General features: G+C 34.1%; 18 protein-coding genes. 15 read left to right on the top strand and 3 right to left on the bottom strand.

Going from position 1 to position 20,372, the window contains the following annotated elements; genetic code table 11:
• The first annotated feature begins 2 nt into the window (after positions 1–2).
• Positions 3–2,033: a recombinase gene (locus tag EG348_RS21190; RefSeq protein ID WP_123984913.1), complete on the top strand. Its 2,031-nt coding sequence runs from the start codon at positions 3–5 to the stop codon at positions 2,031–2,033.
• Here EG348_RS21190 and EG348_RS21185 read toward each other — a convergent pair.
• The 3 genes from EG348_RS21185 to EG348_RS21175 are packed head-to-tail and all read right to left on the bottom strand — an operon-like array spanning position 2,011 to position 4,169.
• Complete coding sequence (locus EG348_RS21185; protein ID WP_123984912.1) at positions 2,011–2,304, bottom strand: DciA family protein; 294 nt, start codon at positions 2,302–2,304, stop codon at positions 2,011–2,013. The genes EG348_RS21190 and EG348_RS21185 overlap by 23 nt on opposite strands.
• Before the next feature lie 2 nt (positions 2,305–2,306).
• On the bottom strand, positions 2,307–3,410 hold the full coding sequence (gene recF, locus EG348_RS21180; protein WP_123984911.1) for a DNA replication/repair protein RecF: 1,104 nt from the start codon (positions 3,408–3,410) through the stop codon (positions 2,307–2,309).
• Between the two features lie 3 nt (positions 3,411–3,413).
• Positions 3,414–4,169, bottom strand: coding sequence for a hypothetical protein (locus EG348_RS21175; protein ID WP_123984910.1), 756 nt, complete (start codon positions 4,167–4,169; stop codon positions 3,414–3,416).
• 19 nt (positions 4,170–4,188) lie between these two features.
• On the opposite strand from EG348_RS21175, the gene EG348_RS21170 reads away from it, so the two are divergent.
• From EG348_RS21170 to EG348_RS21105, 14 genes are all read left to right on the top strand, one after another.
• A complete protein-coding gene (locus tag EG348_RS21170; protein ID WP_123984909.1) occupies positions 4,189–10,143 on the top strand; it encodes an alpha-2-macroglobulin family protein in 5,955 nt (1,984 codons plus the stop codon).
• A 43-nt stretch (positions 10,144–10,186) separates the two neighbouring features.
• The gene (gene eco, locus EG348_RS21165; protein WP_123984908.1) at positions 10,187–10,675 is read left to right on the top strand and encodes a serine protease inhibitor ecotin; all 489 of its coding nucleotides are present in this window, start codon (positions 10,187–10,189) and stop codon (positions 10,673–10,675) included.
• Between the two features lie 493 nt (positions 10,676–11,168).
• Complete coding sequence (locus EG348_RS21160) at positions 11,169–12,584, top strand: TolC family protein (RefSeq protein ID WP_123984907.1); 1,416 nt, start codon at positions 11,169–11,171, stop codon at positions 12,582–12,584.
• Positions 12,585–12,595: 11 nt separating this feature from the next.
• A complete protein-coding gene (locus EG348_RS21155; protein WP_123984906.1) occupies positions 12,596–13,552 on the top strand; it encodes an HlyD family secretion protein in 957 nt (318 codons plus the stop codon).
• Position 13,553: 1 nt separating this feature from the next.
• Complete coding sequence (locus tag EG348_RS21150; RefSeq protein ID WP_123984905.1) at positions 13,554–14,762, top strand: ABC transporter permease; 1,209 nt, start codon at positions 13,554–13,556, stop codon at positions 14,760–14,762.
• A 152-nt stretch (positions 14,763–14,914) separates the two neighbouring features.
• Positions 14,915–15,370: a DUF1569 domain-containing protein gene (locus EG348_RS21145; RefSeq protein ID WP_123984904.1), complete on the top strand. Its 456-nt coding sequence runs from the start codon at positions 14,915–14,917 to the stop codon at positions 15,368–15,370.
• Between the two features lie 23 nt (positions 15,371–15,393).
• Positions 15,394–15,864, top strand: a complete 471-nt coding sequence (locus EG348_RS21140; RefSeq protein WP_123984903.1) for a hypothetical protein — start codon at positions 15,394–15,396, stop codon at positions 15,862–15,864.
• Positions 15,865–15,866: 2 nt separating this feature from the next.
• Positions 15,867–16,265, top strand: a complete 399-nt coding sequence (locus EG348_RS21135; protein ID WP_123984902.1) for a hypothetical protein — start codon at positions 15,867–15,869, stop codon at positions 16,263–16,265.
• A 13-nt stretch (positions 16,266–16,278) separates the two neighbouring features.
• Positions 16,279–16,650, top strand: a complete 372-nt coding sequence (locus EG348_RS21130) for a VOC family protein (protein ID WP_123984901.1) — start codon at positions 16,279–16,281, stop codon at positions 16,648–16,650.
• An 18-nt stretch (positions 16,651–16,668) separates the two neighbouring features.
• Positions 16,669–17,205 carry an SRPBCC family protein gene (locus tag EG348_RS21125; RefSeq protein ID WP_123984900.1) on the top strand — a complete coding sequence of 179 codons (537 nt, stop codon included), beginning with the start codon at positions 16,669–16,671 and terminating at the stop codon, positions 17,203–17,205.
• Positions 17,206–17,389: 184 nt separating this feature from the next.
• Complete coding sequence (locus EG348_RS21120; protein WP_123984899.1) at positions 17,390–17,839, top strand: VOC family protein; 450 nt, start codon at positions 17,390–17,392, stop codon at positions 17,837–17,839.
• A gap of 242 nt (positions 17,840–18,081) precedes the next feature.
• Positions 18,082–18,477, top strand: coding sequence for a DUF1398 domain-containing protein (locus tag EG348_RS21115; RefSeq protein WP_123984898.1), 396 nt, complete (start codon positions 18,082–18,084; stop codon positions 18,475–18,477).
• 133 nt (positions 18,478–18,610) lie between these two features.
• Positions 18,611–19,285: a DUF2490 domain-containing protein gene (locus tag EG348_RS21110; RefSeq protein WP_123984897.1), complete on the top strand. Its 675-nt coding sequence runs from the start codon at positions 18,611–18,613 to the stop codon at positions 19,283–19,285.
• Positions 19,286–19,305: 20 nt separating this feature from the next.
• The gene (locus EG348_RS21105; protein ID WP_123984896.1) at positions 19,306–20,310 is read left to right on the top strand and encodes a bestrophin family protein; all 1,005 of its coding nucleotides are present in this window, start codon (positions 19,306–19,308) and stop codon (positions 20,308–20,310) included.
• Positions 20,311–20,372: the final 62 nt, after the last annotated feature.

The raw sequence follows: 20,372 nt of genomic DNA, 5'->3' as shown, positions 1-20,372 counted from the left end.
TAATGAAGTTCTTCAATTCCAGTACAAATTTTGAATCTGTTCTTAAAAAATATTTTTCTTTTAAGAATGAAACCCTCTCTTTAGAGCCTTTTGCAGAGTTTTTAGAGAGTATAAAAAAAACAGATTTTACGGATGTTCTTAATTTTTTTAGAAACAATCCGAATTTTGCTGAAAATTTTAAACATTACATTCACAATATTTTTGCCGGAAGACCATTTAATCTGTCTTTAACGGAGGCTAATATTTTGTCTGAAAATGCTTTCTTTCCTGAACTGAAAAAAAGAATTCTTAATAAGATATTACCGCCTGTAGAAAACGAAAAAACTGTTTGGTTTATGGTGGATAATATAAGTTTGAGACCTAAAGCTGACTTAAAATACCTCCACAATCTTCCCGAAAACGAGATCAACGAATTACTGAAAATTTTTGGCGCTGCAGATTTTATTACAAAGGCTAAAGTGAAGAAAGAAATGATCTTCGCAATGAGTATCCTTTCGTGGCGTGCTACAGGAATGGCGATGGAAGTGGAAGTGGTAAGAATGGCCCCGCAATACCGAAATTTCGACAATCCGTTTTTGGCTTTACAGAATGAATTGGAAGGCCTTGCCGAAGATTTGGAGAAAAATCCGGATCTTCAGTTACACTCAAAAGACAGCAGATATAAGCAGATTAAAATTTATACCGAACAATGTTTGGAATTTGTAAATATTGCCTTCAAAAACTCTTCTAAATATGGTATTTCAGGAAAGATCAATCAGTCCCTTCTTAAAATCCGTCAGCAGATGCAAAGGGTTTATGATATTATAAATCTGTTGGTAATTGATACTGAAGAGGATATTTTAATTAAATCTAAACAGTTAATTTTTAACATACTAAGTTATAAATCTCACAAGAATAATATTTCGGAACTCATCAACGACAGTACAAGATTGATTTCCCACCTTATTACAAATCACACCGCAGAAACAGGCGCACATTACATTACATCTACCCGAAAAGAGTATATGAAAATGTTTTATAAAGCCAGTGGTGGTGGGATTATTGTTGGCGCATTATGTGTTTTGAAAATGCTTTACGGATATATTCCCGGAAGTGATTTCTCCCATGCATTTTTATATTCGATGAACTATGCGATGGGGTTTGTCATGATTTATCTGATGGGCTTTACGTTGGCTACAAAACAGCCGGCCATGACAGCGGCAACAATGACCAAAGTTCTTTCCGAGGAAGGAAATACTAAAAATGACAGAACAGAATTTGCCCATTTGGTTTCAAAACTATTTAGAAGTCAGTTTATTGCGTTTGTTGGGAATGTGTTATTATCTTTCCCGATTGCGTTGGCGATTATTTATGGGTTAGATGTATTTTTCTCTCAAAATCTTGCGGTTGACCGATCTGATAAATTGTTGAAAGACTTAGATCCGTTTCACTCTAAAGCTATTTTGCATGCAAGTATTGCTGGATTTTACCTTTTTATTTCTGGTATAATTTCGGGAAATATTGGGAACAATTCAGTCTTTTTTCAAATACCGGAAAGAATTGCTAAAAACCTTTCTATCAGAAGGCTTTTTGGAGCTAAATTTGCAAAAGGATTATCTAAATATTACGCTAAAAACTGGCCGGGAATCGTTTCTAATTTCTGGTTTGGAGTTTTCCTTGGAGCAACAGCACCTGTTGGATTATTCTTCGGTTTAGACTTGGATATTCGTCACATTACTTTCGCCGCAGGAAACTTTGCGATCGGGCTTTACGGAAAAGATTTTTCTGTTGATTCTTATACTTTTTGGATCTCGTTTGTAACCGTTTTCCTGATAGGATTCTTTAATTTCCTAGTAAGCTTCAGTTTATCAATGTTCTTGGCATTCAGATCAAGAAAACTGAATTTTGGACAGGTAAGTGAAATCTATAAAGAAATATTTAGGTATTTTTTCAAAAATCCATTGAAGTTTTTCCTTCCGATAAGCTCTGGGCTGGATAAAAGAGCTGATGATATGATGAGCAATACAATGTCTACAAAATCTGAAGATCATTAAAATTTTCCTCACCAAATTGAGTCTGAAATTTTTTAAGATAAAAACTTTTACGCATCTGGAAATCATGTTTCAAAAGAGGTGAATTTATTTTTATAATAACACATTTGTCCTCAATATTTACACTTTTAATTTCCTGAAAAAGGCTTTCATCAAGATATTCTTCAAGGAAATCTTTAATTTCAAAGGCAATAAGTTTGTGTTCAAAACCATGAATTCTTGCAAAAGATTTTACAAGTTCTGAGGATTGAAATTCGCGTTTTTTCTTCTTCATAATTAAATTTCAAAAATTATGCTTTCCTCATTAATTTTTTTCACCACACTTTCTGTGCGTTCTCTATGTGTATCTGTAATAAAAATCTGACCGAAATTTTCCTGATTTACAAGTTCAATAAGCTGAGAAACTCTGTTGTCATCAAGCTTGTCAAAAATGTCATCTAATAAAAGGATTGGGGTTTTTCCTGTCAGTTCCTTGACAAGACTCATTTGAGCTAATTTTAAAGCAATAAGAAAGGATTTTTGCTGTCCCTGTGAACCTATTTTTTTAATTAAAACAGAATCCATATCAAAAAGCAGATCATCTTTATGAATTCCTTTTGAAGTGTAGGTTAACATTCGGTCTCTTTCAATATTATCTTTTAATAAATCTCTGAAAACCTTATCAGGCTGAGCGGAGTCGAAGCCATCAAATAAATGAGATTCGTAGATCACAGAAACGGTTTCTTTTCCGCCGGAAATGATGTTATAAAAATTCTGAACGATCGGATTAAGCTGTGAAACAAATTCTTTTCTTTTTTCAAAAATTTTAGTTCCGGATCTGGAAATTGGATCATCATAAATTTCTAAAGAATCTTTATCAAAAACTCTGTTTTTAGCGAAATATTTTAACAAAGCATTTCTTTGCTGAATCGTTTTTTGATATTGAATCAACTCAAAAAGATATTCAGAATTGGTTTGCGAGATCATCGAATCCAGAAATTTCCTTCTGCTTTCCCCGGAATCTGAGATCAGATTAGAATCATATGGAGAGATCATCACACTTGGTAAATATCCAATGTGATCAGCCATTCGGTCATAGCTTTTATCGTTCTTTTTAATGATCTTTTTTGATTCTTTAGGCTGGGAGATTTTAATAATGTCTTCACTGTCATCATTCTGAATTTCAGCGTCTATGGTGAAGAAATCTTCTTCTCTTTTAATATTATTAATATCAGTATTTCCCAGAAAACTTTTTCCTACCGAAAGATAATGCAAGGCATCCAGAATATTAGTTTTTCCCGCACCGTTATTGCCTACAAAACAATTGATCTGCGGAGAAAATTCAAATTTTTTCTCAGAATGGTTCTTGAAGTTATAAAGGGAAAGCTTATTAATAATCATTCGTCAAAAATACTCCAATATTACTAGAAATAAAAAGGGAAGTACCGAACAAGTTTCAACACCGAAAGAAAAATAGGTATCACTTCTCTTATTTTCAGCGAAATAAATAAGAATATAGGTAACAATACTTGTAAGAAAAAATGAAAGTGAATATTTGTAATCTAAATAATAAATTGCCAAAATATTACTCACAAAAACAAGTAAATAAGCAATGTATTTTGTGTTTTGAACTCCAATTAAAAGAGGAAAAGTTTTCACTGTATCACTTTTCATATCCCGAATATCGAAAGGCAAAACCAAAGCAGTGATAAAGAAAAAACTGATCAGAAAAATAGGAAGACTAAATTCATGTAAAGTCAGCCAACAATTTACAAGAGCCCAAACGAGCCCAACGTAAAAAACCTTCAGTAAAGGTATTTTTCTAATATAAACATCAAGGAAAAAACTATTATACAGAAGCCCTAAAATCACAATAATAAACCATTTTATCAATCGGATCTCATTATGATTATGGATGATAAGAAAAGCACAAATTACCCCTGCAAAAGCATTTAAAACCAATATTTTAAAGAAATGCTTGGTATATTGATATTTTGTGTAAAGATATCCGCTGAAATACGTGATGAATATCAGGATAACTGTAGGCAAACGGAACGTGTTTTGCTCTAGCATGAAAAATACTGCAAAAAGTGTTCCCATTAATGAGACATAAAGTTGACTGTCTATAACAGTTTTTTTGAGTATTTTTAAGAAATTCATTTATACAAAAATAACATATATGAAAAAGTTCTCCAAGATTTTTGTGCTTTTACTTATACTATTGAGTTCTTCAGGAGTTTTCGGTCAGAAGTATTATGATGACCAATGGAAAAAAATAGAAGAAAATAGTAAAAAAGGAGCGTACAAATCTAATCTTCCCGTTATTTTAGACATACAAAACCATGCTATGAAAGAAAATAATACACTTCAGCTTATTCGATCCTTAAAGGCAGAATTTACGATTGTCAATCAGACGAGTGACGATGATAAAAATGATGCTGCCTCTAAGTTTTTCGTTAAACTTCAAAATTCTAATAAAAATTTGAAAGGTGAAGGGAAATTGGTGTATAATGTGTTGCTGAATGGTTTTTTCATGGATTATTATAATCAGCATTCTTGGGAAATTGATGGAAGAACCAATATCAACTCGCAGGATGTTTCACAGATCGAAACTTGGAGTAAGCTTGATTTTAAAAATTATTTAACTAAAAACTTTCAGGAATTAGATCAGCAGAAATCGGAAATGAAAAAAGTTTCTTTAACAGTATATAAAGACGCTTTTTCAAATACAAAAGATATTTCTTATTTCCCAACGTTGTTGGATTGGTATTCGTTGAGAAAGGTTAATTTTTTATCTGATAACGGAATTTTTACTAAAAATGAACTTACAGAAAACAGAACGCAGATCAATACTATTTTTGATGAATTAATTGCTCAGAATACGGGGAATTCTAAGCTTTATTTCATGCATCAAAAATTATCGGAGAATTGCAATTTCAATCAATGCAAAGATAAATTAGAACAGCTTCAAAACCTTGTTAGATCTAATGTAGAGGGAGACTACAAAGTTTTGATCATGGAAGAGATCATGACTGAACTTAATGGTAAAAATAAATCCAAAGAAGCTTTGGAAGTTGCGGCTCAGGCAAAAAGTCAATATCCGAAATCTCCTTTCATTGAAAATATTAAAAACAAGGAAAATCAGATCATTAATCCTTCATTAAATATTAAATACGAACAGCAGACGCAAGGAAATCTGCCTATTCATATTGTTGCAGAGTATAAAAATGTTTCAGAATTTTCCATCAATATCTATGAAGTAAAAGAAGATTATACAGCATTGATGCAATATGTGCGAAATTCTTACGGAGACATGTATGGTAAGGTTAAAAAAAGTTTGGTAAGAAAAGAGATCTTCCAGTTATCAGATACTAAGGATTTTCAAACACATAAAACATCGTTGGAGATTAAACCTCTTCCGTCCGGAGTTTATGTAGCAGAATATTCTGTTGCAGGTTCTGATACAAAAGATGTTGATTCCCGACAGAATTTTTACTTTCTAGTTTCGGATAATAGAATTATTTATCAATCTAAAACCGATAGAAATCAACTTTCAAACGAATTAAAATTAGTCAACAGCGAAAACGGAAAACCTATTACTAATGAAAATCTTACGTTTTATGAATTTGTTTCTAATAAAACATTAACTAAAATTGAAGGAAAAACAAATGATAAAGGTGTTTTCAAATTTCCTTCAACGGCAAGCAAAGATTATTACAGAACTTTTCTGATCCAGCAGCCAAAATCCAACAGTTTCCAGATCATGCAGGTGTATGGAAATGATGGAAGTGCAGCAGAATATAATCCGAACAAAGAAACACGTACAAAAGCTCAGATCTTTACCGATAGAGCGATTTACAGACCCGGACAAACCGTTTATTTCAAAGTAATTAATTCTAGAATTGATAAAGAAATTGAATCTGTTGCTTCAGGTTTAAAACAGAAAATAACTTTACAGGATACCAATGGTGAAGAGGTTTCTTCTCAAAATTTTACAACCAATGAATTCGGTTCATATCATGGAAGTTTCATTCTTCCAAAAGGAAAACTGAATGGTGTATTTTATTTAAGAACCGACAACGAAACGCAGGGGTATAAAGATATTCGTGTTGAAGAATACAAGAGACCAAAATTTGAGGTGACTTTTGATCCCGTAAAAGAAGAATATAAATATGGACAAACCATAGAATTAAAAGGAAAAGCCATGATGTTTTCTGGTGTTGCGTTGAGCAATACAACAGTAAATTATGAGATAAAAAAACATAATATCAGATGGAGATATTTTGGATGGTATCCACAAGGTGATGACAATGAAAATTCAATTCTTGGAGAGGCTAAAACGAATGAAAAAGGAGAATTTGTTATCCGTTTAGATCTTAAAAAAGATGAAAAATTAGAAGGTATTCAGATTGATAATTATGAAATTAATGCTTCGGTTACAGATATTAACGGCGAAACGCAGTCTGCGGACACGCAGTTGAAAGTAGCATCGGTTTCTCACTACATTAAGGCAGAAGACATCAAAAATACTTTTGCAGATGAAAATGTAAAAATAAAAGTTGAAACGAAGAATTATAATGAGCAGGATCTTAAAAAATCATATCAGGTTAAATTATCAAAACTGGAAGCTCCGAACAGGATTTTCAGAGATAATTTTAAATCAGAAATTCAGGATCTACCGAAATTTTCAAAAGAAGAATTTATCAACAAATTTCCACATGATTTATTTGATAAAAATGATGAATTGAAAAACTGGAAAGTTGAAAAATTACTTTTCAATAAAACACAACAACCATCAACTGACAACTCTCAACTTGCAACGAGTCTAGATCTTGGAAAACTTGAAGCCGGAGATTATCAGTTAGAATTATACAATATTGAAGGAAAAGACACGATAAAATCTTCTCAGAATTTCAGTGTTTGGGATAAAAATTCTTTAAAATCAACTCAGAAAACATTTTTAACCGTTTTAGAACCTAAAAATCAATTTTCAAGAGGGGAGAAGGCTAAAATCTATTTGTATTCTGCGGTTCCTGATGCTTTAGTGAATATTTTTGTACAGGACGGTTCAGGAAAAACATTTTCGGAAACTCAGAAATTCAAAAACGGAATTCTTGAATATATGGTAGATATTCCGAAAGATAAAAATGTATCAACTTTGAATATTCAGTTTCAGGTTGTGGCATTTAATGATGTTCAGACGCAATCTGTTAATTTAAAAATAAAAGATACAGAACAGCCATTAAGAATTGAAACGGTGACTTTCAGAGATAAATTGGAACCAAATTCTAAAGAAAAATGGTCTGTTAAAGTTTTAGGAAGTGACAAAGAAAAGATCAATGCTGAAGTGTTGGCAAATATGTACGACATGTCCCTTGATCAGTTTGCTGCAAATAGTTTCAATTGGGAGAAATTATATAGTACTTTTTCAAGTGTAACTTCTTATGATATCAGACAATATCTGGCGCAAAAATATTATCAGAAAAGATTGCAATATTTCAATGGTAATTATGTAGAAGTGCCGCAGTTCAACTGGTTTGATGGAAGATTAGGATTAGGTGGAATGGATTCAGATGGAGATGGGGTTTCTGATACTGAGGATTCTTGTCCAACAGTGCCAGGAATGCCTGAGTACGAAGGTTGTCCGAAACCAAAAATGATGGCGGCAATGGAAGTTGAATCAAGCGTAAGATATAATAAAAGCGCTGCAATGGTAGCAGCTCCTGCACCACCAATTGCAAAAGAAGTAGCTATGGATGATGTGGGAATGAGTAACCAAGATAAGGGTGGGGCTGAATCAAAAGAATCTCTAGACAAAGTCCCAGTCCGTCAAAATCTAAACGAAACAGCTTTCTTCTATCCCGATCTAAAAACCGATGCAGAAGGAAATGTAAGCTTTGAATTTACTTCTCCGGAAGCATTAACAAAATGGAAACTGATGTTCTTGGCTCATACAAAAGATGCAAGAGCAGCAACTTTAAATAAGGAAGTCGTTACGCAGAAAGAATTTTCTGTGACACCAAACTATCCGAGATTCTTAAGAGAAGGGGATGAATTGAATCTTCAATCAAAACTATCAAACTTAACAAGCAAAAAATTAAGCGGTTCAGCGAATCTTCAAATATTGGATGCATTCACGAACGAAGATATTTCATCTAAATTTGGATTAAACGCAAGCACTCAGAATTTTGATTTAAACGAAAACGGAAATTCAGCGTTAACCTGGAAAGTAAAAGTTCCGAACAATGTTTCTTCAATCATTTTGAAGGTGGTTGCAAAAGCCGGACAATATTCTGACGGTGAACAAAAAGCGGTTGCAATTCTTCCAAACAGAATGTTGGTGACCGATGCGGTTCCTGTTTTTGTAAAAGAAGGCGAAACGAAAACGTTTGTTTTGGAAAATCTTAAAGATGCAAACTCTACAACGATTTCAAATGTTTCGAATACACTGGAACTGACGACAAATCCGATCTGGGAAATCATGTTTGCGCTTCCAAGCCTGAAAAATGACCAGAATAATTCTGCAGATGTGATCTTCAATAAATGGTTTGCAGATGTGTTGGCTTCAGAAATTTTCAAGGCTAATCCAAAAATGAAAACGGTTTTCGAAGAATATCAAAGCAAAGGATTATTAAAATCAAATCTTGAAAAAAATCAGGAATTGAAACAATTGTTATTAGAAGAGACTCCGTGGGTATTGGAAAGTAAAAATGAAGAAGAGCAAATGGCGAAACTTTCGCTTTTATTTGATACAAATACAATGCGTAATTCCATACAAAATGATTGGGATGATTTCAAAAAACTGCAAAATCCGGACGGAGGTTTCTCTTGGTATTCAGGATATCCGAGCTCGTATGGAACTTCTTTATACATTCTTAAAAACTTAGGAAAGATCAATTCTTGGTTAAAAGATAATGTGAAAGATTATCAAAGTTCAGAACAGAAAGAATTGGTTGCAAAATTGGTTGAGTATGTGGACAACGAGATTGCAAAATATTGGGATGTTAAAAAAGAAAATGTTTGGAACAACTGGACACTGGATTACCTTGATACCAGAAACTATTGGGAAAAACAATATCCGTTAAAAGGAAAAGGTAAGATTCTAAAAGATGCTGTTATTAAAAAATCAAAACAGGCTAAGCTTGCGGATTTTACGTTTTTCGGATTGCACCGTGCTGCTTTATTGATGAGCAATTATGGATTAAAAGATACTTCAGATAAATTAATGAATTACCTAAAAGAAACCTCTGTTGATACAAAAACACAAGGTGTTTATTGGAAACAAAATCTTAACGATTGGGGTTGGTTCAGTTCAAAAATAGTGAATCAAGCAGGAGCGTTGGAAGCTTTCAATACCTTAAAACCAAACGATCAGAAATTCATTGAAGACATGAAGATCTGGCTGATTACTCAAAAAGAAGTCAATTCTTGGGGAACTTCAAGAGGAACTTCGGAAGTTATTTTTACGATATTAAATTCAGGAAAATCATGGACTAGCGCGGAAAGCGACAAAGCCACAATCGTTTGGGGCGGAAAAGAATTACAACCGCAAACTCAGGCAACAGGTTATGTAAAATCAACCGTAAAAACTGATGTTGTTGATAAAAACTTAGCAACGGTTACCGTAACAAAACCAGGTCCAGGAATTGTTCAGGGTGGATTATTCTGGCAGTATTATGAAGATTTAGATAAAATAAAATCATCAGAAAATTACATCTCGATCACAAAAGAACTGTACAAAAAAGTGAAAACGGTAAACGGAGAAGAATTACAGAAAATCTCACCGGAAACTCCATTAAAAGTAGGAGATAAAGTAACGGTAAGAATGATCCTGAACACCGATCGCGCAATGGAATTCATCCACATCAAAGACATGCGTGCAGCGGGATTTGAACCGGTAAATGTATTGTCAGGCTACCAATGGAAGAATAATTTAGGCTATTATCAGTCTACAAAAGATGCTTCCACCAATTTCTATATCGAGTACATGCCGAAAGGTAAATTCGTATTCGAGTACGATTACGTAGCCAATGCATCAGGAAAATTTTCGAACGGAATCACAACGATGCAAAACTATTATGCACCGCAGATGAATGCCCATACAAAAGGAACAAATGTTCAGATTTTGGAATGATTTTTGGCTATTGGGAACTAGTAAAATATTAAAAATAAACAAAATGAAATTTTCAAAAACAGTAATGACGGGATTGGTAATGTTGATCGGTGTAAATGCTTTCGCACAAAAGAAAGCAGATAAATTTGAAAAATTACAGATTGAAATGTTCCCGAAAGCAAAAGTCGGTTATAAACAAGTATACATCCAACTTCCGATCGCTAAAAACGAAAACGATTTAAAAGTAGAGTTTTTTGTAGGCGCAGAAAAAATGTTGGACTGTAACAAGCAATTTTTGATGGGAAATGTAAAATCTCAGGACCTTCAAGGGTGGGGCTACAACTATTATGATGTAGAATCCAACGGCGAAGTCGGAAGCACATTAATGGCGTGCCCGGACAAAAAAATGACCAAAAAATTTGTCTACATCCAGCCCGAGATCGTAAGATACAACAGCAAACTACCATTGGTATTTTACGTACCAAAAGACTTGGAAGTTCGTTACAGAATCTTGCGCCCGGATGCGGCAATGAAGAAAGCCATTCAGAAATAACTTTAAACAATTTACATATCAACTCCTCACATTTTGTGGGGAGTTTTTCTTTTATTGATCGTACTTTCAATTAGGTTTATATTCATTCCGACGAAGGAAGAATTTATTCCGTAATAAACTTCTAACTCCCATCTTCGAACTTCCTTTCTCTTTTAGAAGCTATTTCCTGCTTTCCACTATATCTTTTGAGTTACGGCTTTCGCTTCGCTTCAGCCGCAACCCAAAAGGATGTCGTTCCAATCAGGGCTAGGGTATTTGCCTCAATTACCAATTTCGCTCCTCGCAATGACAAAAAATCCATCAATAGATAAAAAAAAAGAATTTTTTCAATTAAAACAAAACTTAAATATAAGCTAAACGATTCTCTCAAAATTCCCATCAATAAAGGCTTTGAGCTAAACTAAGTTTAAACCGTTATTAAATTCACCACTTAGTGGATATTCTCTATAGCTTTTCATCATTTTTTGCATTATATTTGTTGTAAACATGAACCATGAAAAGCAATCTACTGATTTTTACGCTTGGTTTTTTTATACTTCCAACTTTCGGTTGGGCTCAGTCTGCCCCGGATTTTAAAGAACTTCTCGACAGTGCGATGGTTCGGGATTCGGATCTTAAAATGCAGATCACCCAAAATAAACTGACCGATCTTGACGAACATAAATTAAAAGACATTTTTCTTCCGACACTAGAAGTCAGCGGACAGGTGGGCTATATCAATGCAACGGCTAGATTAACCTCTCCTGAGATTAATTTAGCTCCTTTTATCCGTATTCCGGAAGGAAGTTTTAATAATAATTTAAATGTTTCGGGTTTCTCAGGAATTGCAAAAACAGATGCTAAAATGCTTCTGTATTCCGGCGGAAAAGTGAAATATTTAAAGAAAGCCATCGAAGAAAAGAAAATATCTGAAGATATTTTGCTGGAGAAAACGAAAGATGAGGTGGTGGCGACTATTTCTAAAGCTTATGATCAGTTAGCGTTAATCCATCAGTCAAAAATAGTATTGGATGAAAGCAAAAAAAGGCTAGATATCAATCGCAAAACAGCAGATAAAGCGTTAGGCTACGGTTTGATCACACCTTACGATCATAAAAAAATCGAATTGGCTCAAGCCACATTAAACGCAAAAGTGGTAGAATATGAAGGCAAAAAAGAACTGCTTCTTACCCAACTTTACATCTTAACAGGAATCCAGAAAGAACGTCTCAGAATGATAGAACCTGTTCTGTCTCCTGTCGAACTATTAACTCCCGAAAACGGAATTGAAAAAAGAGCAGAAATTCGTGCCTTAGAACACGGAATTGTTGCCGCAGACTATAAAATAAAAGCCGAAAGAACCTGGATGATTCCAAAGGTTCAGTTGATGGCATCGGCGTATTATATAGGATTGTATGGAAGCCGGATTAAAACTTCCGAAAATGTAATTCCTGCCGTTCCCGCGATCGGCTATGAAGGGGCAAAATTAGATTGGCGACCGACCAACATCAATATTCTTCCTTTATTTACAGCCGGTGTTGGATTTAAGTGGGAGATTTTCGATGGAAGAGAAGGAAAGCACGCCGAAGAAACTGCCCGAATCGGAAAAGAAGTTCTCTTGAATAAAAAAGAAGATGCTATTAAAAAGCTGACTTTAAACTTAGCCAACAATCAAACCAATTACGATATCGCAACCGCACAGATTGCTTTAAAAAGTAAAGAAAAAGAATTGGCAAAAAATGCATTGATCCAAGCTGAGAAAGAATTCAGATACGGAATAAGCAAATCATCTCAACTGATAGAAGCTGAAAGTGATCTAGAAGTTGCCGAACTTGAATATCAAAACACCATCTTCAACCAACGAAGAGCCGGAATAGAATTGATGCGATCTACTCAGGAATTGGATATTGCTAAACTTTATCAACCTTAAAATTAAAAATGATGCAAAAAAATATATCTCTCTTATTTGTAATTCTGTTTTTATTGGGAAGCTGTGATAAAAAGAAAGAAAACCTCAATGATTCAGAAGGCAAAACAAAAAAAGATGTCATCTCTTTCGTCCCGAAAGTGACCGGAAGAATTGTAAAAATATTCGTTACAGAAGGACAAACGGTCAAAAAAGGCGATACACTGGCTTTATTGGATATTCCCGAAGTTTCTGCTAAAATTGCTCAGGCTCAAGGCGCTGTAAGTGCTGCCACGGCTCAGGAACAAATGGCAAAAAACGGAGCCACTGCCGATCAGATGAAACAATTGCAGGCGAAATATAAAGGGTTGAAAGAACAATATGATTTTGCTCAAAAATCATTTAGAAGAGCTTCCAATATGTATCGTGACAGTTTAATGTCTCCACAGGCTTATGATGAGGTTTATGCTAAAATGCAGGGCGCAAAAGCCCAATACGATGCGGTAGTTGCAGAATTGGATGACGTAAAAAGAGGAACCCGCTTCGAAAAAGTCGAAATGGCAGCCGGACAGGCTTCACAGGCGAAAGGTGCTTTGCAGGAAGCAAATGTGGCCTACTCAGAAAGATACATTATCGCCACCAATGACATGGAAATTGAAACGATCAGTTTGAATGCAGGCGAATTGGCGACCGCTGGTTTTGCGTTATTTAACGGTTATATTCCGGAAAGTACTTATTTCAGATTTACCGTTCCTGAAAGTGAAATTTCAAAATACAAAAAAGGACAGGTTGTCAATTTGCAGGTGGTTTACAATAAAGAAAATTTAGAAGGAACCATTTTATATATCAAGCAATTGACGAGATACGCTGATATTACCACAGCTTACCCCGATTATCAGCTACAGGACGCGATTTATGAAATAAAAGTCAAGCCAAAGGATATGAATAAAGCAAAAAATATTCTGGTAAATGCTAATGTTATCCTGAAATAATATGAAAGAGTTTTTCCGACTTTTAAAACGAGAATTCAAGCTGTTTATCGGTAATTCGACATTAAGAACCGTTTTCTTTCTGGCGCCGGTTTTTTATGCAACATTATTGGGATTCGTCTACAAGAGCGGAAAAGTTGAAAATACACCTGTTTTAGTAATTGATAGAGATAATACACCATTATCAAATCAATTAACAGAAATGCTGGAAGACAATAAAAGCATTAAAGTTATCCGTTATTTGCAGGAACCTGTTAGTATTAAAGATGAGGTGATCAAATATGAAGCGGCAGCAGTTGTCATAATACCATCAAAATTTGAAGGAGATATGTTGCAGAAGAAATATCCTGAGGTTAATGTTTATATCAATACAGGAAACGTTTTAACGGCCAATTTCGCCACCAAAGGACTTCAGCTTACTATTGGAACATTCTCTGCCGGAGCTTCAATGAAAGCGCTTCAAAAAGCAGGGATGCCCGCTTCAAAAGCAGCAACTCAGTACGAGCCTTTTAAAACCAATTATATCACACTTTTCAATACGACCAGTAATTATTTAATTTTTATGTGGCCGGCAATGTTGGCGGTGGTTTTGCAGCAGGTTATTTTATTGGCGATGGCGGTGAGTTTTGCAGCAGAATTTCAGGGTGGATCTTTTGTAAAAGAATATTACCGAATGAGAAAATGGGCATTTCCGACGATGTTGATTAAGGTGATTCCGATCTGGGTATTTTCAATTCTGATTGTCGGAATTTACTATTTCATGCACATGATCTTCAAAGTCCCGATGCCTGAAGGAATATTTAATTTTATCATTTTGACTGCTGTTTTTGTAGGTTCAGCTTCGTTTTTGGGTGTGTTGATCAGTATTCTGATTCCTGATGCGTTGAAAGCGACTCAAATCCTTATGGTGATTGCATCTCCGGCGTTTATCATCAGTGGATTTACATGGCCGTTGAGCGCGATGCCGGCGTTTGTTCAGTTTATCGCAAATATTATTCCGCTGACTCCGTTTTTGCAGGCTTTCAAAATTTTGTTGATTCAAAAAGGTTCTGTAGAACTTACTTTCCCTTATTTAAAACATTTGGTGATTCTTTTAATTATTTATGCAATTTTAGGCTGGATCGCTCTTAAAATTAAGCTTTGGCTAACGTTCAGATATGTAAAACCGGAAACAGAAAATAAGGAGGATTCTTTTGAAAATATTGATGAATAATTTACTTATTTTCCCATTCATAATCAGTAATTTATAACTGATAATTCTAAACTTATAACTTCTTATTTCATAGTTGTTTACATCCTTTTTTTTATTAGTCATAAATTGATGAAAAAAAACTGATATATTTGTTTTTTAACAATTAGAAAAAGATGGAAAACGTATTTGACGCAAAAGACGCTCAGAATTACATTGATAGAATAAATAAATTGATCGAAGATACTCACGGTTTGTGGGGGAAAATGACGGTAGACCAGATGTTGGCTCACTGTTGCATAACATATGAAATGGTTTATGAACCCGAAAAACACAAGAAACCGGGAGCAATTGCAAAATTTATTTTAAAAAGATTTGTAAAGCCTAAAGTGGTAGGCGAAAAAGCTTATCCGAGAGATTCTCCTACATCACCACAATTTTTGGTAACAGGAAGAAAAAACTTTGATGAGGAAAAGAAAAGATTGATTGGCTATATCCAAAAAACGCAACAATTGGGAGCTTCAGCTTTTGATGGTAAAGAGTCTTTCTCTTTCGGAAAACTAAATTCTGAGGAATGGAATAATATGTTTGCAAAGCATTTAAATCACCATTTGTCGCAATTCGGAGTTTAACACACATTACAAATATACACCACATGAAAAAACTTTTATTACTCCTCATTCTTATTTCCAACTTTGCTTTAGCCCAAATGCCAAATATATCCAATGTTTGGTTAAACAACAGCAAACCTTACACAGGAACAATCGGAAACAGTAAGGAAGGAATTAAGCTGAAGATCAATACTTCAGAGCAAAACAAGAAAAATGACCAGGAATATTTTGTTTCAGGATATTCTCTTGTTGATAAAACCTATTCAAAACTTGAAGGTAATTTAACGATCACCAAATACAAAGACGGTAAGAAAAAAAGTACTGTTTATGGTGAGTATGAGTTTGCTGAAGAAAATAAAGGAAAACATTCCGGGATTTTCAAAGGGAAGTTCATTTATACTTTCAATTGGAATAAAACCACCGAAAAGATCGAAGCTCAATACATTGAATTCATCGGTAACTGGAAGAGCTATGACGAAACATTAGATTTTAAAACACGTTTAAAAAATCAATAACGATGTTTAGAAAAATTTTAGCCGTTCTTGGCGGACTTTTCTCTGGCGTTATAACGATCACAATCGTTGAAAAACTAGGTCATTATTTATTTCCACGACCTGCCGGAATCAACGACAACGACATGGAAGCCTTGAAGCAATATGTAGAAACTGCACCGTTGATGGCGTTGCTTTTTGTTATTCTTGGATACGCTTTGGGAGCTCTGATTGCAGGATTTGTCGCCACAAAAATTGCTGGTGATAATAAGAAAACTTACGCTGTAATTTGTGGAGTTATCTTCTTACTGCAAGGTATTTACATGATGTATATTTTACCGACTCCGATCTGGTTTTGGGTTCTCGGAATCGCAGTTTGGGGATTTGTTTTGGTTGGATATAAATTAGCTTTAAATAAAAAATAATAAAAATCTATATATGAAATTAGGCGCATTTTCAATAAGCTTAAGTGTAAAAGATCTTCAGAAATCTAAAGATTTTTACGAAAAATTAGGCTTCAATATTATGGCGGGAAGTTTAGAGCAAAATTACCTTATCATGAAAAATGATGGGCATTTAATTGGTTTATTTCAGGCGATGTTTGATGGAAATATGCTTACTTTCAATCCGGGTTGGGACCAAAATGCACAGAATTTGGAAAATTTTGATGATGTTCGTGAAATTCAGATACATTTAAAAGAAAATGGAGTTCAGCTTGAAAAAGAGGCAGAAGAAACGACTTCCGGTCCTGAACATATTTTCCTGAAAGATCCGGATGGAAATATGATTTTAATTGATCAACACAGATAAATTTAAAAAACAAATGATATGAAAATTTTAAAAGGAATTGCAATAGTTTTAGCTTCTATCTTGATTTTTTGGCTTGTTCTCGCGGCTTTTATTTCGGGTGATTGTAATTACGAAAAATCAATTTCCATTAATGCTCCCATTGAAAAAGTATGGCAGAATACCAATACTTTAAAAGCAATGGATCAATGGAGTCCTTGGAATGATCTTGACCCGAATATGAAAAAAGACTGGACAGGAACAACCGGACAACCGGGCGAAAAAGTATGTTGGGAAAGTAAAGAAGCCGGAAATGGCTGTCAGGAAGTGAAAAAAGTAGATGCCTCGAAAAAAAGAATTGATACCAAAATCAAATTTTTAACACCTTACGAAAGTGAAGCCAATGCTTATGTAACCGTAGTTTCTGAGGGAAATGGCGGCAAAGCAACTTGGGGATTTACTTCAAAAATTCCGTATCCTTTTACAGTAATGAAGATGTTCATGAATATGGAAGATGCAATTGGAAAAGATTACCAGAAAGGACTTTCGAGATTAAAAGAAATGTCTGAGAAACCTTAGGTTTTAGCTGAAACCACAAGAAAATAAGCAGTAAGCAAACGAATCTTGAGCTAAAAATTAAATCAAAATAAAATATTTAAACACGAATATTCACAAATAAAATTAGTGTCATTTGTGAAAAGTATTAGTGCTATTCGTGTTTAAAAAATAAAACTAAACTATAATTTAAAAAAAAGAACACATTATGGCGTCAGTAAACGTTTATTTAACATTCAACGGAAATTGCAGAGAAGCATTTGATTTCTATAAATCTGTTTTCGGAGGAGAATATCCTTACATAGGAACTTTCGGAGAAATGCCTCCAGCAGAAGGGCAGGAAGCCAAAGAAGAAGATAAAGACAAAATTATGCATGTTTCTCTTCCTATTTCTAAGGAAACAACTTTAATGGGAAGCGATGCAGGTTGCGAATGGGTTTCTCAATTTAAAGCGGGAAACAACTTTTCAATTTCTATCAACGCAGATTCAAAAGAAGAAGCAGATAAATTATTCGGTGGACTTTCTGCAGGTGGACAGGTAACAATGCCAATGGCGGATACTTTCTGGGGCGCTTATTTCGGAATGTTTACCGATAAATTCGGCATCAACTGGATGGTAAATTATGACGATCCTGCTAAAATGCAGCAACACCCATAATATTCAATTTTATATACAAAATAGAGTTAAAACTAACCGGCAGATCGTTCTGCCGGTTTTTATTTTATGATACATTTGCATTCCAAAAAATTATAAATTTGGATTAGGTTGCAGGAATTAGGGTTTAGGTTTTTAGTATTAAAGTTGTTTAATGCTTCAAATCTTTGCTAAGTGAAACGCCTTTGCGAACTTAAAATATTATCAATACTAATAAAAAAAACAAAAATAAAAAAACAAAAAAAATGAAATTCACAATCGAAGAAATCAAAGCTGAACACCAAAAAGTAAAAAGCGGAGCAGATTTTCCAAAATACATTCAGGCTATTAAAAATAGAGGAGTTTCTCATTACACTGTTTACGTTTCGGATGGAAATACAGAATATTTTGATCAGGAAAATCAATCAGAATCTAGCGGAAGTAAATATGATGTTTTGATAGTTTCTGAAAATGTAAACCTTGAAAATTTTAAATCAAGACTAAAACTTCACCAGCAGGGTGGAACAGATTATTTAACTTTCTGTAAAGACTGCGCAGACAATGGAGTTGATGGCTGGAAGATGGATCTTAACGACATGACTTGTACCTATTTCGATACAGAAGGGCATAATTTACTGGTCGAGAACATTCCATCCGTTTAATTTTTAAACTAAAAATATAAATTTTCATAAAATATTTTTTTTGCTTATTATTGATAATCGAAATCACTATTTAAATTGTGATAGATTTTAGTAATAAACTATTTTCTTAAAATAAAATGTAAAAGATAAATTTATGAAGATTTTAAAGTCAATGGCTTTGATTATTTTCACTTTGGGAGCAGTAAAATCCTTTGCTCAGAAAAGTGATCTTGGAGCTTGGTATATGTATTTTGGAAACAATAAAATTAGTAAAAAATTAAACTTTCATAACGAAATCCAGTATCGTAATTTTGATGGTATTGGAGATTTGGAGCAACTTTTAATTCGTACTGGAATTGGCTATGATTTAACGGAAAATAACAACAATGTTTTGCTGGGTTATGGTTTTATTTTAAGTCAACCTTATGTAAACGGTGAAAAAAAGGAAAATATTGAACATCGAATTTTTCAACAATATATCACAAAACAAAAATTCGGGAGATTCTATCTTCAGCACCGGTACCGTTTGGAAGAACGCTTTGTGCAGGACGATTTTAAAATGAGATTCCGATATATGTTAGGGTTAAATATTCCGATCAATAACAAAGAAATGCTTCCAAAAACTTTTTACGGATCTGTATATAACGAGATTTTCTTACATTTAAACAGTCCGACTTTCGACAGAAACAGAGTGTACGGAGCATTGGGATATGTGATCAATAAAAACCTGAGAATTGAAGCGGGATATATGAATCAGATTCAGGAAAATAAAAACCGCGGACAGATTCAAATTGGTTTTTACAATAACATTCCATTTAATAAAAATTAATAACCAAAACACAAACACATATGCATTCAGGGAAAAAATTTGGAGCGATTGAATTTATAATCTGGACAAGAAGAAGTATTTATGGTTTAGCTATTTTAGCTGCAATTCCGACCGTATTATATTTCTTCGGATGGAAATTTCTGTATGTTCCGTGGCAGCCGATCGCGATCATGGGAACGGCCGTTGCTTTCATTGTAGGTTTTAAAAATAATGCGAGTTACAGCCGACTTTGGGAAGCAAGACAGATTTATGGAGCGATCATTAATGACAGCCGAAGTTTTGGATATATTCTGAGAGATGCTCTTTCGGGAAAGGATCCGAAGAAGGTAAAAGAAATGTTTCTCCGTCATTATGCATGGCTTACTGCGCTTCGTTTTCAGCTTCGTGAATCAAGAGCTTGGGAAAATATGAATACGGCACAGTATGATGAATATTCAAAAAAATATGACATTCCGGAAAGACTTTCTAAATTGGACGATGAGTTGAAAAACTATCTTTCGGAAACTGAACTTCAATATATTTTAAGCAAAAAAAACAGAGCAACTCAATTGATGGCAAGTCAGAGTAAGGAATTATCTGAAGTATATTCAAAAGGAGAAATAAATGATTTTCAATGGACGCAGATCAATCAGCAATTAGTAAAATTTACAGATAATCAGGGAAAAGCGGAAAGAATTAAAAACTTTCCATATCCAAGAAATTTTTCTTCAATTACGACTTATTTGTTACTATTATTCATTGTTTTTGTACCTTTTGGATTATTAAAAGAGTTTGATAAACTGGGCGATGGAACTGTTGTGGAAGGCTTTACGGTATGGTTCAATATTCCGTTTTCGCTATTGGTAACTTGGTGTTTTCATACCTTGGATAGCGTAGGAGAGGCTTCTGTCAATCCTTTTGAAGGAAGTCCAAATGATGTTCCGATCACACAAATTAGCCGTACGATCGAGATCGATATGAGAGATATGCTGGATGAAGCAGATCTTCCGGCAGCAATTGTTCCGAAGAATAATATTGTACTTTAAAATATTAAAAGGTTAATCGTAAAGTAAATTAACACAATCTTTGTCATTCCGTAGGAATCTCA

The sequence above is a fragment of the Chryseobacterium sp. G0201 genome, assembly GCF_003815655.1.
Classification (GTDB): Bacteria; Bacteroidota; Bacteroidia; order Flavobacteriales; family Weeksellaceae; genus Chryseobacterium.
This window is presented reverse-complemented; position numbering and strand designations above follow the sequence as displayed.

What these genes read in the sequence shown, in the direction of transcription:
- EG348_RS21190 (WP_123984913.1), top strand. Translation starts at nt 3, where the DNA reads ATGAAGTTCTTCAATTCCAGTACAAATTTTGAATCTGTTCTTAAAAAA.
- EG348_RS21185 (WP_123984912.1), bottom strand. Translation starts at nt 2,304, where the DNA reads ATGAAGAAGAAAAAACGCGAATTTCAATCCTCAGAACTTGTAAAATCT.
- recF (WP_123984911.1), bottom strand. Translation starts at nt 3,410, where the DNA reads ATGATTATTAATAAGCTTTCCCTTTATAACTTCAAGAACCATTCTGAG.
- EG348_RS21175 (WP_123984910.1), bottom strand. Translation starts at nt 4,169, where the DNA reads ATGAATTTCTTAAAAATACTCAAAAAAACTGTTATAGACAGTCAACTT.
- EG348_RS21170 (WP_123984909.1), top strand. Translation starts at nt 4,189, where the DNA reads ATGAAAAAGTTCTCCAAGATTTTTGTGCTTTTACTTATACTATTGAGT.
- eco (WP_123984908.1), top strand. Translation starts at nt 10,187, where the DNA reads ATGAAATTTTCAAAAACAGTAATGACGGGATTGGTAATGTTGATCGGT.
- EG348_RS21160 (WP_123984907.1), top strand. Translation starts at nt 11,169, where the DNA reads ATGAAAAGCAATCTACTGATTTTTACGCTTGGTTTTTTTATACTTCCA.
- EG348_RS21155 (WP_123984906.1), top strand. Translation starts at nt 12,596, where the DNA reads ATGCAAAAAAATATATCTCTCTTATTTGTAATTCTGTTTTTATTGGGA.
- EG348_RS21150 (WP_123984905.1), top strand. Translation starts at nt 13,554, where the DNA reads ATGAAAGAGTTTTTCCGACTTTTAAAACGAGAATTCAAGCTGTTTATC.
- EG348_RS21145 (WP_123984904.1), top strand. Translation starts at nt 14,915, where the DNA reads ATGGAAAACGTATTTGACGCAAAAGACGCTCAGAATTACATTGATAGA.
- EG348_RS21140 (WP_123984903.1), top strand. Translation starts at nt 15,394, where the DNA reads ATGAAAAAACTTTTATTACTCCTCATTCTTATTTCCAACTTTGCTTTA.
- EG348_RS21135 (WP_123984902.1), top strand. Translation starts at nt 15,867, where the DNA reads ATGTTTAGAAAAATTTTAGCCGTTCTTGGCGGACTTTTCTCTGGCGTT.
- EG348_RS21130 (WP_123984901.1), top strand. Translation starts at nt 16,279, where the DNA reads ATGAAATTAGGCGCATTTTCAATAAGCTTAAGTGTAAAAGATCTTCAG.
- EG348_RS21125 (WP_123984900.1), top strand. Translation starts at nt 16,669, where the DNA reads ATGAAAATTTTAAAAGGAATTGCAATAGTTTTAGCTTCTATCTTGATT.
- EG348_RS21120 (WP_123984899.1), top strand. Translation starts at nt 17,390, where the DNA reads ATGGCGTCAGTAAACGTTTATTTAACATTCAACGGAAATTGCAGAGAA.
- EG348_RS21115 (WP_123984898.1), top strand. Translation starts at nt 18,082, where the DNA reads ATGAAATTCACAATCGAAGAAATCAAAGCTGAACACCAAAAAGTAAAA.
- EG348_RS21110 (WP_123984897.1), top strand. Translation starts at nt 18,611, where the DNA reads ATGAAGATTTTAAAGTCAATGGCTTTGATTATTTTCACTTTGGGAGCA.
- EG348_RS21105 (WP_123984896.1), top strand. Translation starts at nt 19,306, where the DNA reads ATGCATTCAGGGAAAAAATTTGGAGCGATTGAATTTATAATCTGGACA.